This is a genomic window from Bacillus sp. KNSH39, from assembly GCF_052656585.1.
Window position 1 is genome coordinate 5,311,616 of sequence record NZ_JBQXYO010000001.1, and the last position, 13,773, is coordinate 5,325,388.

At 36.1% G+C, this 13,773-nt stretch carries 12 protein-coding genes; 5 read left to right on the forward strand and 7 right to left on the reverse strand.

Translation table 11 applies throughout. The features are described 5' to 3' along the window. The first annotated feature begins 139 nt into the window (after positions 1-139). The 3 genes from ACUL40_RS27325 (at position 140) to hmpA (ending at position 3,238) form a co-directional block, all read left to right on the forward strand. Positions 140-1,237 (forward strand): site-2 protease family protein, encoded by a 1,098-nt coding sequence (locus ACUL40_RS27325; protein WP_000794502.1) that lies wholly within the window; start codon positions 140-142, stop codon positions 1,235-1,237. A 114-nt stretch (positions 1,238-1,351) separates the two neighbouring features. Continuing rightward, on the forward strand, positions 1,352-1,870 hold the full coding sequence (locus tag ACUL40_RS27330; RefSeq protein ID WP_000735227.1) for a hypothetical protein: 519 nt from the start codon (positions 1,352-1,354) through the stop codon (positions 1,868-1,870). A 159-nt stretch (positions 1,871-2,029) separates the two neighbouring features. Beyond that, on the forward strand, positions 2,030-3,238 hold the full coding sequence (gene hmpA / locus ACUL40_RS27335) for an NO-inducible flavohemoprotein (protein WP_229173978.1): 1,209 nt from the start codon (positions 2,030-2,032) through the stop codon (positions 3,236-3,238). 17 nt (positions 3,239-3,255) lie between these two features. On the opposite strand, the gene ACUL40_RS27340 is transcribed toward hmpA, so the two are convergent. After that, positions 3,256-3,768 carry a Crp/Fnr family transcriptional regulator gene (locus ACUL40_RS27340; RefSeq protein WP_000600589.1) on the reverse strand — a complete coding sequence of 171 codons (513 nt, stop codon included), beginning with the start codon at positions 3,766-3,768 and terminating at the stop codon, positions 3,256-3,258. A gap of 170 nt (positions 3,769-3,938) precedes the next feature. On the opposite strand from ACUL40_RS27340, the gene ACUL40_RS27345 reads away from it, so the two are divergent. After that, complete coding sequence (locus ACUL40_RS27345) at positions 3,939-4,166, forward strand: hypothetical protein (protein ID WP_000883008.1); 228 nt, start codon at positions 3,939-3,941, stop codon at positions 4,164-4,166. 293 nt (positions 4,167-4,459) lie between these two features. On the opposite strand, the gene ACUL40_RS27350 is transcribed toward ACUL40_RS27345, so the two are convergent. From ACUL40_RS27350 to ACUL40_RS27360, 3 genes are all read right to left on the reverse strand, one after another. After that, positions 4,460-5,260: a sulfite exporter TauE/SafE family protein gene (locus ACUL40_RS27350; RefSeq protein ID WP_000455762.1), complete on the reverse strand. Its 801-nt coding sequence runs from the start codon at positions 5,258-5,260 to the stop codon at positions 4,460-4,462. A gap of 117 nt (positions 5,261-5,377) precedes the next feature. Further along, positions 5,378-6,376 (reverse strand): inorganic phosphate transporter, encoded by a 999-nt coding sequence (locus tag ACUL40_RS27355; protein WP_000380272.1) that lies wholly within the window; start codon positions 6,374-6,376, stop codon positions 5,378-5,380. Positions 6,377-6,387: 11 nt separating this feature from the next. Beyond that, positions 6,388-7,008, reverse strand: coding sequence for a DUF47 domain-containing protein (locus ACUL40_RS27360; RefSeq protein WP_000231449.1), 621 nt, complete (start codon positions 7,006-7,008; stop codon positions 6,388-6,390). A gap of 311 nt (positions 7,009-7,319) precedes the next feature. Here ACUL40_RS27360 and ACUL40_RS27365 point away from each other — a divergent pair, with 311 nt between their 5' ends. Then, positions 7,320-9,362, forward strand: coding sequence for a transglycosylase domain-containing protein (locus ACUL40_RS27365; RefSeq protein ID WP_000769242.1), 2,043 nt, complete (start codon positions 7,320-7,322; stop codon positions 9,360-9,362). Between the two features lie 124 nt (positions 9,363-9,486). Here ACUL40_RS27365 and ACUL40_RS27370 read toward each other — a convergent pair whose 3' ends face one another. The 3 genes from ACUL40_RS27370 to ACUL40_RS27380 form a co-directional block, all read right to left on the reverse strand. Further along, positions 9,487-9,915 carry a hypothetical protein gene (locus tag ACUL40_RS27370; protein ID WP_001265569.1) on the reverse strand — a complete coding sequence of 143 codons (429 nt, stop codon included), beginning with the start codon at positions 9,913-9,915 and terminating at the stop codon, positions 9,487-9,489. A 195-nt stretch (positions 9,916-10,110) separates the two neighbouring features. Next, positions 10,111-12,150 (reverse strand): Gly-Xaa-Xaa repeat protein, encoded by a 2,040-nt coding sequence (locus ACUL40_RS27375; RefSeq protein ID WP_445423157.1) that lies wholly within the window; start codon positions 12,148-12,150, stop codon positions 10,111-10,113. 241 nt (positions 12,151-12,391) lie between these two features. After that, positions 12,392-13,663, reverse strand: coding sequence for an ATP-binding protein (locus ACUL40_RS27380; RefSeq protein ID WP_000937244.1), 1,272 nt, complete (start codon positions 13,661-13,663; stop codon positions 12,392-12,394). Positions 13,664-13,773 lie beyond the last annotated feature (110 nt).

Here is a 13,773-nt window from a genome sequence, read left to right on the forward strand (position 1 = left end):
CCTTTTATTTATATTTTTGGCTGAAAATGGATTATATAAACATTATTTCTAACAATAGAAAAAAATATGTCATAATAGAGAAAAGAACAAGCTTTGATGAATGAATATGATTCATTAATGAGAGATAAAGGAGAGGAATATGAAAAATAATAAAAAAGGATTATGGGGAATTATTGTTGCGGTAGGTCTATTTTTACTGTCTAAGTTAAAGTGGGTATTTGCAATTTTTAAATTAGCAAAGTTTTCAACGGTATTTAGTATGTTTCTATCGCTTGGCGCATACGCAGTTCTATATGGTTGGAAATTTGGAGTAGCGCTCATTTATTTGTTGTTTGTTCATGAAATGGGCCATTTATGGGCTGCGAAAAGAAAGGGGATCCCGACATCGCCAGCAATCTTTATTCCATTTATGGGGGCCCTTATTGGAATGAAAGAGATGCCGAAAAATGCGAAAGATGAAGCTTACATTGCCTATATGGGGCCGCTTTTCGGACTTCTGTCATTTTTACCGGCGATACCGCTTTATATAATGACGAAAGAGCCATTTTGGGCGCTTGTTATTTTGCTTGGAAGTATGATTAATTTCTTTAATTTAATTCCCGTTTCGCCGCTAGATGGTGGGAGAATTATTTCAGTTGTCAGTACTAAAATTTGGGGAGCAGGCCTTATTTTATTACTTGGCTATTCAATTTACTTTAAAAGTATTTTGGGAGGATTTATTGTTATTATCGGTTGTATGGAGTTATATAGAGTAATAAAGAGAGATGAGCCGATTAAGGAATTAGGGCATAAAATTGATGGGATGAAAGAATATGTTACTAGGCTTGAAGAGGAATTAAAAGAAACGGGTGCTGTACATCGGACTATATACGTGATGCATCATGAGATGAATGCATTAAGACAAAGAGAACGGGAAAAAGAGTTACAAATAGGTGAACTTCAAAAAATGGAAGTGTTAGAGTATCTTTTACCGAAGTTCGAACCGTTAGATTATGTTCCATATGAAGATGAAAAAGATGAGTATACAATTCACATAAGGGAAGCATTTGAAGCGTCAGAAAGAAAATTAAATGAATGGAAAACAGAAAAGGAACAACAAGAAAACTATTATAAAGTGGATGCGAAAACGAAATGGACAGTATTTGCTTGTTATATCGGATTAATGATTATACTCGGTTACACAGCTTATGAAGGATATATTGTTTTACAAGAACATTTGCCAACGAGAAATGTATAGAAAAATATTGTCGAAATGATAGGAAGAATTAATACAGGAATTATATTTCTACGAGAGAATGTTACAAGTATAGTCATACGTTGTAATATTTTTAGTAGAGAAGGAGTTCTGTGTATGAAGAAATTGTTAAATGTATTAGGTATTATTATCGTGATGATCATTGCGAGTTATAGTCTTATGAAAGTGCTGTTACATTATGCGAATAAGCCTGCTGAGGTAAATACAATAGCTCAAATAGAAGATGTGCAAGAAGAGACAAAAGTGCTAGATTTTATTCGAATGACACATGAAAGCTATAATAATTTCTTAAATTATGGTAAAGCAGAGAATTATACAGACGGGGATTGGAATCAATTTAAGCAATGGTTTCAACAACAAGAACAATCTTTAAAAAATATACATACGGAAATAAAGAATGAAAAAATAAAACGCGATGTAAATAGAAGCTATGAAATTGTAAAAAAAGGTGTGGAACTTCAAAATATTGAGTATGTAGTGTATGCCCACCGTGTATATCATGACTTGGATATTATCGTAAATAAATATAGAGGTGAAACGAATATCTGGGGGTATACGGAGTTTGGCGATGGGAAAGATATAAAAGTAATCGAACAAGCTATACAAACAAAATAATAAGCTAGCTAGAATTCTAGTTAGCTTATTTTCTTTTGTAAATGCAATGTTCATATATTATTCACAAAAACACCGTGTTAATAGTGATTAAAATCACAATCTGCCTTATAAGATTCAGTTAAACTAAAAACAGTTAAGGAAATAGAGGAGTGGGATACAATGTTAAGTGCAAAAACAATTGAAATCGTAAAGTCAACAGTACCATTATTACAAGAAAAAGGTGTTGAAATTACAACGAGATTCTATCAAATTTTATTTTCGGAACATCCGGAATTGTTGAATATTTTCAACCATACGAATCAGAAAAAGGGAAGACAACAACAAGCGTTAGCGAATGCTGTTTATGCAGCTGCAACGTACATTGATAATTTAGAAGCAATTATTCCAGTTGTAAAACAAATTGGTCATAAGCATAGAAGTTTAGGGATTAAAGCTGAGCATTATCCGATTGTAGGTACATGTTTACTACGTGCCATTAAAGAGGTCGCAGGTGCACCTGATGAAGTTTTAAATGCATGGGGAGAAGCATATGGTGTAATTGCTGATGCATTCATTAGCATTGAAGCAGAGATGTATGAAGAAGCTGCACATAAAGAAGGTGGATGGAAAGACTTCCGCAACTTTGTGATTGTAAAAAAAGTGAAGGAAAGCGATGTTATTACGTCATTTTATTTGAAACCTGAAGATGGAGGGAAAGTTTCTTCATTCATCCCAGGTCAATATGTAACGATTCAAATCAATATTGAAGGTGAGACATATACACATAATCGTCAATACAGTTTATCCGATGCTCCTGGGAAAGAATATTATCGTATTAGTGTAAAAAAAGAAAAAGGTGTAGATACACCAGACGGTAAAGTGTCTAATTACTTACATGGACATGTAAAAGAAGGAGATGTTTTACCAGTAAGTGCACCAGCGGGAGATTTCGTGTTAAATATGGATTCAATATTACCAGTTGTACTAATTAGTGGTGGAGTGGGGATTACACCGATGATGAGTATGTTAAATACGTTAATTGAACAAGATTCAAAACGTAATGTATATTTTGTTCATGCAGCAATAAATAGTAATACACATGCAATGAAAGAACACGTTAAGGCAGTAGAAAATGAATATGAACAAGTTAAAGCATATACTTGTTATTCTGCACCGACTGAAAAAGATTTAGAAATGAAGAACTTTGATAAAGAAGGTTTCATTGAAAGTGAATGGTTAAAAACTATTATTCCGACAACTGAAGCAGAGTTCTATTTCTGTGGTCCAGTAGCATTTATGAAGCATATAAATGCTGCACTAACTGATTTAAGTGTGAAACAAGAGCATATTCATTATGAATTTTTCGGCCCAGCAACAAGCTTACAATAAGCAAAAAAACGAGGTATTTATTTTACCTCGTTTTTTATTTGTTCTCGTAATAAACGGTTTACTGTTTCACGGCGTATACCTATCAGTTGGCCAATTTCGGTTTGTGTTAATATTTCATATATAGGAATGTCACCTAAATATAGGGTGAACCATTCTTGTAAACGATGAAGACGTTCTTTCGGGGAGACTGTTGTCAATTGATCAATTCGTTGTTGCATCATTCTTAATTTAGATTGCAATTGCATAGCAATGTTAGCATACGATTCGGGATTTGCTTGAAGTCTCTCATACCATTCACTACTAGTGATCGGTTCCACTTCTGTTTTTATTAAAGCGATAGCTGTACCGTGATATTCTTTCGGTGAAATTAAAGAATGATGAGGTATCGTTTCACCTGGAACGATAATGTTGAATAAAAATGGTGTTCCGTTTTCTTCTAGCCGAACTACTTTTAATAAGCCTGTTTTTATAAAGTATAAAGGACCGTCCTCGCCTTGACGGAATAGTACATCTCCTTTGTGTAGAATCAATGTTAGCCCCCCATTAATATGTTTCTATTTCTTCTATTTTAGCGTATATGTATATAGACAATATGCTATTTCAACAGCAATTTCATTGACGAAATGTATGCTATTACAGTAGTATACTATTTAGTGTGTAATAGTACTAGCAATGAATACGCTGTAGGGGGTTTAGTATATTGTTAGATGCGATGAGAATGACGGATATGAGAATTCCGGCGAATGCTATCATTCATGTAGAAGAGATGAAAGGTGGAGTCGTTTTATCCGTTGAAGTAGACGGCCAAATTATTTATACGATGGCTTATGATGAAGAAACAGATAGTTATGCTGAATTATATGATCGAAAGGATAAGAGGGCGTGCCAAGTACATGAAGACTTCATGGGATGGTCACTTCTTCACTAAAAAAGATGTCAATATGACATCTTTTTTTATTAAATCGATAGAATATACAAAGAAATGAAATATAAGGATAAAATTTGTAATAATTGATTTTGCATTGTTAGCACTCTGTAACTGCAAGTGAACTATTTTTTCGCTATCATAAAGATAACAGTCGCAGTTATAGGAGTGGTCAACTTGAAGAAAGTACATATTTCAAATTATATGTTATTATGTGTTTGTTTAATTTTATTTGTTCTCCTCGGAGGATTTTTATATTCATGTGTATAAGAAAAACGCATTCTAAAAAGAATACGTTATAAAAGGGAAATAATGATTAATCTAGTTCCAAGAATAATTAACGTAATACGCAATAAATTAATTACGGCGTTACCACTTAGTTTTGTATTAATGTAAGCCCCGATTTTTCCGCCAATCCATGCACCCGGAATCAGGATTAATGCATAAATCCAGCTGACATTTCCAAGTGAGATGTGAGTTGCAGAACTTACAATTGCTGATAGAAATACGATGAACATTGAAGTTGCTACTGCAATATGTGCTGGGAATGCAAAAAGAAGCATCATTGCTGGAACAAGTAAGGCACCGCCACCAATTCCAAATAATCCAGATATAAACCCAACTATAAAAGCGATAAAGATAGCAAGAAACGGTGGGAATTGGTAGTGTACAGTATTTCCATCATTATCTGTAAAAGAACGCTTAATTACAGACGTATTTGAGAGGGAAAGAGGTTTTAATTTGTCTCGAAGCATAAGTAGAATTGAGACGAATATAAGGAAAATCCCAAAGTATAAAGAAAATGTGTCTTGGTTTAAAAATTTATTTGCCCATGATCCGATAATACCACCAGGGCCGCTTCCGATAAATAAAATAAGTCCACTTTTATAATCTACTCGCTTATGCTTCATGTAAGTAAGGGTGGAAGATAGTCCTGTGAAAACGACTGTTACCATAGAAGTCCCTACTGCAAGTTGTGGTGATAAACTGTGTAATCCAATTAATAACGGAACAATAATAATTCCGCCTCCAAGCCCAACTAGGCTGCCGACTGTTCCGGCGATTAGTCCGATGAAAAGTAACATGATGTATTCCAAAATTGCCAACTCCTCTAAATAACTTATCCATCAATTATTATACACGCTTTTTAATGAGAAATAGGCTTGTTCACAAAAAAGTCGTCTTCCTAGAAAAATAAGGAAGACGACTTTTGATTAGAAAACAAAATGTAATAGGTAGTAAAACAGAGCAGCTAAAGAAGCTGAAATAGGAAGTGTAATAACCCATGTAATTAACATACGTTTTGCAGTTCCCCATTTTACCCCTTTCACACGGTGAGAAGCACCAACCCCTAAAATAGAAGAAGAGATAACGTGCGTCGTACTAACCGGTAAGTGAATGAATGTTGCACCGAAAATAACAAGTGATGATGATAAATCGGCAGCTACACCATTTACAGGACGAATTTTCATAATTTGTCCACCGACAGTTTTAATAATTTTCCATCCACCGACAGAAGTACCAAGCCCCATTGCGATAGCACAAGATAATTGTACCCAGAACGGGATATCGCTAGAAGTATGATAGTTATTAGCCATAAGAGCCATCGTAATGATTCCCATTGCTTTTTGTGCATCATTCGTACCGTGTGTGTAGGCTTGTAATGCTGCAGTGAAAATCTGGAATATACGGAAGTTCTTATTCGTTTTTGTTAAGTTAAAGTTTTTAAATACTACTTTAAAAATACTGTATACGATATAACCAATAACGAAAGCGATAATCGGTGAAATGATTAAAGCTTCAATAATTTTAATAAATCCTTTAAGATTTAGCGAGCTAATCCCAGCGGCCGCAATTGCTGCACCTGCGATTGAGCCGATAATTGCATGCGAAGAACTACTTGGAATACCGTAGTACCAAGTAATTAAGTTCCAAGCTATCGCCGCAAGCAAAGCAGCTAAAATTACAAGAGAACCATTTTGTAAGGCGAATGGATCAACGATATCTTTTGTAATCGTTTTTGCTACACCTGTAAATGTCATTGCGCCTAAAAAGTTCATAATAGCCGCCATAATAATGGCATGTCTAGGCTTTAGAGCTTTCGTTGAAACAGCCGTTGCAATAGCGTTTGCTGTATCGTGAAATCCATTGATAAAGTCAAAAGCTAAAGCGCAAATGACTACTAAAACGGTCAGTATCAAGAGTGTATCCATGATCAAACTCCTTACGCGTTCTTCATAATAATTGTTTCTAATACGTTTGCAACGCTTTGACAGCTATCAGCTACTTCTTCAAGCTCTTCGTAAATCTCTTTAAATTGAATAATCTTAATCGGATCTTTTTCACGAGAGAATAAGTTCTTAATCGCATGACGGCGAATATCATCACACTGTGATTCATAATCCTTAATTTTAATCGCATTTGTACGAATGTCGACTAATTTTTTGTTAGACATTAATTCAACAGAGTTTGCAATCTCAATCGCACATTGATTAATTGCTTCTACGAATTTAATCATGTATTCATCAGCTTCTGTAATAGAATACATTTCGAACAGACCAGCACTGTGATCTAATCCGTCTAATACATCATCCATACTCATTGCAAGTTGTAGGATGTCCTCACGCTCAATCGGAGTGATAAACGCTTTGTTTAACTCCATAATGATTTCGTGAATAAATGAGTCACCTTTTGACTCATACTCTTTCATGCGCATAGAAAACTCTTTTAAATCGCTAGCATTTTTAATTTTATACTCCACGAAAAACTGCGCGCCTTCTTTTAAATTTTCGGAAACATTCATTAACATTTCAGAAAATTTATCTTTTTTTGATTTAAAGACCATTATTGTTACCCCCACAAAAGTAATATATGTAAAATATATTGGCTAATCAATTCTAACAAAAAACTGTCGTTTTTTAAAACATTTTATCGAAAAGTTTACAAAAACTTAACATAACTCTCGTTGTTCTATTAATAATATTAATATCCAATAGTGAATATCTTACTTGTAGAATGTCCTTTTCTTGCAAAAAGTATGAATGCAAAAGAAAAGCTTTACACTATAGGAATGACTACGTTATTATAATAAATTTAAAAGGCGGTATATTCTTCCTTTTAAAAAGAAGAGTGTAAATAAATGAAGGAAGTGAACGAATGAAATTGAAGAACACTCATTTTAAAAAAATGCTTGAGTGGTTCAATAAGAGGAAGAAACTTCGTAATTCATTAATTGTATTGGGAAGTGTATTCGTTACTCTATTTATTGCTGTAAATATAATAATTTCCATTCAAGACATATCTGAATTAAAACAAGCTGTTCCACAACCGACTTTAATTTATGATGCAAATAATGAGGTCGCAACTAAATTAGCTTCTTCGAAAACAGAAGGCGTTAAAAGAAAAGATATTCCTGATATTATGGTTCAGGCAATTGTTGCAGTAGAAGATAAGGAATTTTTTAACCATCATGGTATTTATTATAGTGGAATTATAAGTGCGGTTTTTAAAAATATTACAGCAGGAGAAGTTGTAGCAGGGGGAAGTACAATAACACAACAACTTGCGAAAAATGTATTTCTGACACAAGACCGCACATACTCCCGAAAAATAAAGGAATATTTTTTAACGAAAAAAATAGAGCGCACGTATACGAAAGATGAAATCATTGAAATGTATATGAACCAAATTTATTTTGGTGAAGGTGCTTGGGGTATAAAAAGGGCAGCTAAATCTTATTTTGATAAAGATGTAAAAGATTTAACAATTTCAGAAGCTGCAACGATTGCGGGCTTGATTAAAGCACCATCTGCGTATTCACCTTATAAAAACTTTAACAAGTCAATTGAAAGACGTAATGTCGTATTAAGTTTAATGAAAGAGCAAGGGTATATTTCTGACGAGCAGTATAATAAAGAAAAAGAGAGCGGACTTGTGTTAAAACGTGGCGTTGATGATAAATACAAGGGAAAATACTCTCAATATGTAGACTATATTGTTAGAGAGGCGATGGAAAAGTACGAATTAACACAAAATGAAATTTTAGCGGGTGGTTATCGTATTTATACAGAGCTTGACCCGAAAAAACAACAGGCTGTAGAAGACGTTGTGAATAATGATAGTTATTTCAAAGATAGTGGCTCAGACCAACTTATGCAAACGGGTGTAGTTCTTATGAACCCCAAAACAGGTGGTGTACCAGCTCTAGTTGGAGGCAGAGGGCCGTATCAGTTTTTACAGTTTAACCATGCAACCCAATTAAAAAGACAACCTGGCTCAACGTTAAAGCCTTTGGCTGTATATGTACCAGCGTTAGAACAAGGATATGAAGTATACGATATATTAAAAGATGAACCATTTAACATTAAAGAATATAAACCACAAAATAGCGATCATACTTTTCACGGTGATGTGACAATGTATGAAGCTGTGGCAAAGTCGTACAATGTTTCAGCTGTGTGGCTATTAGAACAAATTGGATTAGATAAAGGATTGAAATCTTTAGAGCGATTTGGTATCCCATTAGTGCCAGAAGATCGTACGTATCCGATTGCTTTAGGCGGTATGCATGTGGGGACATCTCCATTTGTAATGGCTCAAGCATACAGTACATTTGCAAATGATGGAGTCCAAGTGGAAGCTCATGCAATTAGGGAGGTACAAAATGCTGAAGGTGAAACGCTTGGAAAGTGGTATAAGAAAGAGACACGAGTGACGAGCGAGAAAATTTCTCAAAAGATGACATATTTATTAAAAGGTGTTGTCGAAAAGGGAACGGGCGAAAAGGCGAAAGTTAATAATGTTGATACGGCAGGTAAGACAGGAACTACTCAAATTGTAAATGGCCCGAGCACCGGTGCAAAGGATTCATGGTTTGTTGGATACACGCCAGATTTGGTAGGTGCGATTTGGGTAGGATATGATAAAACAGATAGCGATCATTATGTTCCGGGTGGTAGTCAAATTACGACGACAATGTTCCGGGATATTATGAAAAAAGCAAACGCAAATCCAGCTCAAAAAGCATTCCAGTTATCGCTCATATCTGAGGCTGATTATAAAAAACAATTGACTACAATAGAAGAGGAAAAACGAAGAAAAGAAGAAGAGAAGAGAAGGAAAGAAGAGGAACAACAACGAAAACAAGAGCAACAAGAGTGGCTTGATAAAGTGAAAGAATGGATTCCTTCATTTTGGTAAAAGAAAGAGGCGAATAAAAAAATTCGCCTCTTTTTTTGGATGAAAACAAAATAAAATTTTAATCGGTAGAGATTTTTGTCTATCTTAATTAGCTATTAATCCATATCCGTTGAGATACATGATATTACTCATTAAGTACAATATTCGTACTGCCAAAGGATTCGGAATCGTATGTGACGATTATTTTGCCTTTACTAATAGGTTCGTAAGGCAATTCTTCTTCGTAATTACCATTATTTTCATTGTGGATAGAAAGTGTAATTTCATCGATTTTTTTATTTGTATACTGATCTTTAATCGTTTCAGCAATTTGGAGTAACGCCTCGGAACTAGAAGCTTTCGTAATAAGCATTCCTTTTATAACTTTTTTTTCATTATTTGTTGCATTGGAATAAGGGATGTTGCTTTGTTTTGTATACAAAAGTTTGTATGGAACAGTCTTTCTCTCTGCTTTTGATATAGTGGAATATTTTAGAGTTAAAAAAAATCCTACACATAAAATAATGCATACCATAAGAGCAAACCAAATGCGTATTAGTGACATAACTCTCATTTTCATCCCTCTTTCATATCTTTGACTTCATTATTTATCATACAAAAAGAGGATTAAGATAGAGTAAATTTGAGGTAAAGAAACGTAAAGAAGGAGCACTTATCCTCCCAAATAAGTGCTCCTTTCTATATAAAGAGAGATTTAATGCACGGTTAAACGATACATATTATTATAAATATATTTTTCAAGTGAAAATTAGTAAATTCGGAATACAGATAGTGTTGCAGTTGTATCGCCCGTGTTTGGAATAGAAATAGTGTTTGCTGTAGGTTGTACAGAAATTGTTGTACCAGCTTGTAAAGTAACGATTGTAGAGAACGATACAGCACTACCGATAACGTTAGTTGAGAAATTACGAGTAGGTGGTTGGCCGTTGAATGAAATACCGAATCCAAACGGTGAAGATCCTGGGAAAGTTGTAGATGCTGAGAAACTAATATCATATACGCCTGTTTCTAAAACTGTTAGAGTATCTGTAGTGTCATTGAAATCGATATTATTTATTTCGAAAACTTGGTTGAATTGGATATTCATTCCAGGTGATATTGTTTGAGCATTGGAGTTTCCGATTGCTGCGATCGTTACAGGAATTGGCGTACCCGCTGGTCCAGTAGCGCCAGTAGCACCAGTAGCACCTGCTGGTCCTTGGATACCTTGAGGTCCAGTAGCGCCAGTAGCACCAGTAGCACCTGCTGGTCCTTGGATACCTTGAGGTCCAGTAGCGCCAGTAGCACCCGCGGGTCCTTGAGCACCTTGCGCACCAGTAGCGCCAGTAGCACCCGCTGGTCCTTGAATACCTTGAGGTCCAGTAGCGCCAGTAGCACCCGCTGGTCCTTGGATACCTTGAGGTCCAGTAGCGCCAGTAGCACCCGCTGGTCCTTGAGCACCTTGCGCACCAGTAGCGCCAGTAGCACCTGCTGGTCCTTGGATACCTTGAGGTCCAGTAGCGCCAGTAGCACCCGCTGGTCCTTGGATACCTTGAGGCCCAGTAGCGCCAGTAGCACCTGCTGGTCCTTGAATACCTTGAGGTCCAGTAGCGCCAGTAGCACCCGCCGGTCCTTGAGGCCCAGTAGCACCAGTAGCACCCGCTGGTCCTTGAATACCTTGAGGTCCAGTAGCGCCAGTAGCACCCGCTGGTCCTTGAGCACCTTGCGCACCAGTAGCACCCGCTGGTCCTTGAGCACCTTGCGCACCAGTAGCACCCGCTGGTCCTTGAATACCTTGAGGTCCAGTAGCGCCAGTAGCACCCGCTGGTCCTTGAATACCTTGAGGTCCAGTAGCGCCAGTAGCACCCGCTGGTCCTTGAATACCTTGAGGTCCAGTAGCGCCAGTAGCACCTGCTGGTCCTTGGATACCTTGAGGTCCAGTAGCACCAGTAGCACCCGCTGGTCCTTGAGCACCTTGCGCACCAGTAGCGCCAGTAGCACCCGCTGGTCCTTGAATACCTTGAGGTCCTTGAGGTCCAGTAGCACCAGTAGCACCTGCTGGTCCTTGAGCACCTTGCGCACCAGTAGCGCCAGTAGCACCCGCTGGTCCTTGAATACCTTGAGGCCCTTGAGGTCCAGTAGCACCTTGAACACCTGCTGGTCCTTGAGCACCTTGAGGTCCTTGAGGTCCAGTAGCACCTTGCGCACCCGCCGGTCCTTGAGGCCCGGTAGCACCAGTAGCACCCGCCGGTCCTTGAGGCCCAGTAGCACCAGTAGCACCTGCTGGTCCTTGGATACCTTGAGGTCCAGTAGCACCAGTAGCGCCAGTAGCGCCTGTTGCTCCTCCACCTCCAAGACAACCTGATCCGTATTGAACTAGGATAGTTTGGATCTCTGTTATGAGTCTAACTAGTTTGTCGATCGTACAACAATCTACTTTGAATAACTTAGCGATATACAATAAATAATTAAGCAAGCTTTGTAGCTCAACGTACAATGCTCCGCACGAGAAAGGTGTTGTTCTTAAAATAGTTAATAGATTAGCAATAATAGAATTTCCAATTTGTTTTTGTGCTGGAGATAAATCTAAGCAATTGAGGAATTTTTGTAAGTTATTTAGGGCAGCGATCAAGTTATTGATATTATTTTGAGAAGGGTTTTGAAAGACAGCTTGAATAGCTTGGCCAAGAGCTTGAAGAAGTCTAACGAATTCTGTAAGTTCGGACTTAGAGATGTTAATGTGACTGCAAGTTCTGACTTCACAACAATCATTACCATAAAATACTTTTCCTTTATTTTTATTGTTCATCTTTTCATTCCTTTCTTTCATAGAATCAATAGTCATTACTATATATTAAAATGAAATTTCTACTAAATCCGTGCTGGACAAACTACCATTTCTAAAAAAATAAGAAATCGGCCCAGCTAGCAAAAAATAAGTAAAATATAGAGAAGGTTTTATATAATGTAAAGAAGAAAAGTTCAACATAAAAACTGCATGTCAATTGTTGAAGGATGTAACAATTGACATGCAGTTCGTGGATTGGATTTTATTTGTATTGATTTAATCTTTCAAGGGCTGTTTTAGGTAAGATTGGAATTGAAATAGTAAAAGTAGTACCATCTTCATTACTAGTCATTTTTAATGTACCGTTATGATTTTGAATAATTTTTTTCGTTACTGACAAGCCCAAACCTGTGCCGGAATCTTTTGTTGAGAAGAATGGATCAAAGATATAGTCTTGAATCGCTGGTGGAATACCAGTCCCATTATCAGTGAAAGTAATACGAACAAAATTATCTAGGCGGTAACTAGTGATTTGGATAGAAAGTTTTTTTTCTCCTTGAGCATCGACAGCGTTCTGGAATAAGTTTAAAAAAACTTGCACAAGTTCATGACGATCAATATGAACTAATATATCATCTAATTCGGTAGAAAAATTATAATCAATTGAAATGTTATGTAAAAAGACTTCGCTAGCTAGTAACTGTTGAATATACTCACGTAAAAATGTATTAATGGGAAAGGGTTCTCTTTTAAATTCACGTGTTTTTGAAAGAGATAAAAATTTTGTAATGATACTATTTGCTCGATCTAATTCAGGAATAAGTAAATTTTTAAATAGTTCTTTATTAGATGGAGAAACACTTTCTTGTAAAAATTGTAAGTATCCTCGTACTGTTGTAAGAGGATTTCGTACTTCGTGTGCAATTCCAGCTGCGATTCGCCCTGCTAACGAAAACTTCTCTGCATCACGTTCTGTATTTAAATAATGAAAGACACTAATAACTCTAAAAATCTCCCCGTTATAATCACGAATAATTCGGTTATTTATAATGCCATAGTTTTTGTCTAAAACTTCTTCATTATATATTTCTGTTCCCGTTTTTAATGTTTCAATCGCTTTAATTTTTTCTTCCGGCAAGTTTAGTAATTGTTGAATCGGTTTTCCGATAATATCATTTCGTATTACACCGAAATCATCTGCAGCAACTTGATTACATAAAGTAATATTCCCTTTATTATCGACAAAAGTTACATGATGTGAAAAGGCATCAAAAATATGTACAAAGTGTTTTTCGAGTTGTTCAAATAAAAATAATGAATCACAAGTAAGTTGAAAATGAGCCTCTTTATTCTCTTTTGGTATTTCTTGAATGGAATGGGTTGTTCTAGTTTTCTTTATTCGTAAACCAATATGTGGATTTTTGTATGTGAAATGATGTGGTAATTGATTCACAAGTTCTTCATAAAAACGTACTTTATTTTCTAGTTCTTCAATTCGTTTTTCATGAGATACAGTAGCATCGTTTGGAAGCATAAATAAATAACCCCTCATTTTAAAAATTCTTCCATATAGTATATCATATTTTTATAAGGATACTCTTAAAGAAAAGGCTACATGATGCAAAGTGTTTGGAAAGTGAATAG